Origin of the sequence: Streptomyces sp. NPDC051020 (assembly GCF_040683105.1) — a bacterium.
Taxonomy (GTDB): domain Bacteria; phylum Actinomycetota; class Actinomycetes; order Streptomycetales; family Streptomycetaceae; genus Streptomyces.
Window position 1 is genome coordinate 1 of sequence record NZ_JBFBCG010000211.1, and the last position, 2130, is coordinate 2130.

Below are 2130 nucleotides of genomic sequence, written 5' to 3' on the forward strand. Positions count from 1 at the left end.
CTCCTTGGGCACCGACAGCGGCAGCCGGTTCGGCGGATACTTCGGCATCGGACGGACTCCTTCCAGGAGTCGCAACCACCGATGGAAACCGCCCGGCGTCGAGGGGCCGGTTCTGCCATTCGGCCATGCCCTCGAGGACCTTGTCGGTGATCGTGGAGATCGTCTGGCGGGATACGTCGGCGCCATAGACCTCGGCCAGGTGGGCCTGGACCTCGCCGGTCGTCAGGCCCTTCGCCGCAAGCGAGATCACCATCTCGTCCACGCCGGACAGACGCTTCTGCCGCTTCTTGACGATCCTCGGCTCGAAGGAACCCTCGCGGTCGCGGGGCACGGATATCTCCACCGGGCCGACATCGGTCAGCACAGTCTTGGCTCGGGTGCCGTTGCGTGAGTTGCCGCCGTTCTTCCCGGCAGGATCGTGCTTGTCATAGCCGAGGTGGTCGGTGATCTCGCCCTCGAGAGCCGACTCCAGGAGCCGCTTGGTCAGCTGCTGGAGCAGCCCGCCCTCGCCGGTCAGCTGCAAGCCCTCGGCCTGAGCCCGGCCCACCAACTCGTCAATCAGCCGGTCATCCACAGACTTCGACGGCACCGCCTCAGACGGCTCGACAGTCTCGACCTCGGTCACGTTGTCGCTGGTCATCGATGCATCTTCCATGATCGGGAGTTACACCGAACGTTTTACAGTCCCACCGCCGCCTCAACTCGCGCCCGCGCCGAGCACCAGATGATCAGCTGACCAACCGCCTTCTCTGAGCGCGAGACGGGTCGGTCTGTCTGTGACTCGCCGACGACTTGGGGTGGCAGCCGACCTCTATGGCCGCTTTGTCGGGACTGGCTGAAGTGCGGGCCAGCGAGAGAGCATTCGTTGACGCATGCTGGCGGTGAGGCTACTCACGCCGCCAAGAGAGGTGTGGTCGGCGGTCATCTGGCTGACGACACCGAGCCGGTGGACCAGCCGTTGCCGGGCTGTCGCCGTGCCCCACTTCCAGTCCTGGTTCGGAATCCGGGCCAGGTGGTCCTTGCTTTCGCGGCGTGCCCGCTCGACGAGCGCGTCGCCGCGGAGCAGCCAGCCGGCGCACGCGTCGGCGAGGCCGTCTTGGGTCTCGGAACCGGTCGCGGTGCGCCACGCGGTGCGGTATGCGCGCTCCGCCCGTTCCAGCAGCGGCGCCGACGCCGAAGTGACACACCAGCAGGTCGGGAAACCGATGCGCAGGTAGGCCAGCTCCATCAAGCCACTGCCCAGTGACGCCTGCTCGAAGTCGATGAATCTGATTCCCGTGGCGGTGTGGAGGTCGTTTCCAGGACAGGGGTCCCCGTGGAGAAGGGCATGGCCGGATACCTGGTCGAGCCGGTTCACGAGGTCATCGAGTTCGTCGGAAACGCCAGGCATGACAGGAACCTGGAGAGCCACGGCCAGCTTGAGGAAGGAGTCGATGTCGGCCTGGTTCGGGCCCTGCCATCGGGGAAGTGCCCCAACGTCCTCCGGACGGGCCGTGGCATGCAGCCGTGCCAACGCGGCTGCGTATTCGACGATCCAGTCACTGGACGGGCGCCGGTGATCCAGATGCTCCAGCACCAGCACTCGCTCGCCGGGATCCGTGGCCAGCAGCGCGGGCACCACGGGCGTTTCCGCTCGGGCGGCGAGTCGCAAGGCGGCCACCTCGCGGGCGTATCGCTCGTCGGCATCGGGGCCGTTGACGATCTGCTTCACCACCGCCGATGTCTCTGGCAACTCGACCCGCCACACACGCGAGCGCGGGCTACTGCTCAGTCTGCGAGAGCGCCTGGGTGATCCCAGCTCGGCCCGTAGCTCGTCCCCGAACGTCAGTCGCGACCACATGGGCTCATCTTTCCACGCGGCCGACCGACACTTCCTTCGGAGTGCTGCCAGTTCTCATCAACATTCCTGGGCGCATAGATCAACAAGTGATGCCGCAATGCGCCAACAATCGATGTTCCTTCTCGGTTCTGGCACAGATCTTGGGGAGCCGTCGCGGAGGGTGACAGCGCTGTTCGATTGAGAGGGGTCCAAACGGGTTGAGTCGGCCTGAAGCGCGGTTCCGGTGTTGCCACCGACCCGTTTCTCCAGGCCGCTCTCCGAACCCGGCGTACCCGTCTCCGGGTACCGGG

The 2130-nt window shown here is 66.1% G+C and carries 2 protein-coding genes; both read right to left on the reverse strand.

Going from position 1 to position 2130, the window contains the following annotated elements; all coding sequences use genetic code 11:
* Positions 1-640 (reverse strand): transposase (locus tag AB0N06_RS38720; protein WP_366139348.1); only part of this gene is annotated, 640 nt, incomplete at its 3' end.
* Positions 641-811: 171 nt separating this feature from the next.
* The gene (locus tag AB0N06_RS38725; RefSeq protein WP_366139349.1) at positions 812-1840 is read right to left on the reverse strand and encodes an aminoglycoside phosphotransferase family protein; all 1029 of its coding nucleotides are present in this window, start codon (positions 1838-1840) and stop codon (positions 812-814) included.
* Positions 1841-2130: the final 290 nt, after the last annotated feature.

Bases quoted from the DNA above. Each gene is read 5' to 3' on its own strand.
- AB0N06_RS38725 (WP_366139349.1), bottom strand. From the start codon at position 1,840: ATGTGGTCGCGACTGACGTTCGGGGACGAGCTACGGGCCGAGCTGGGA.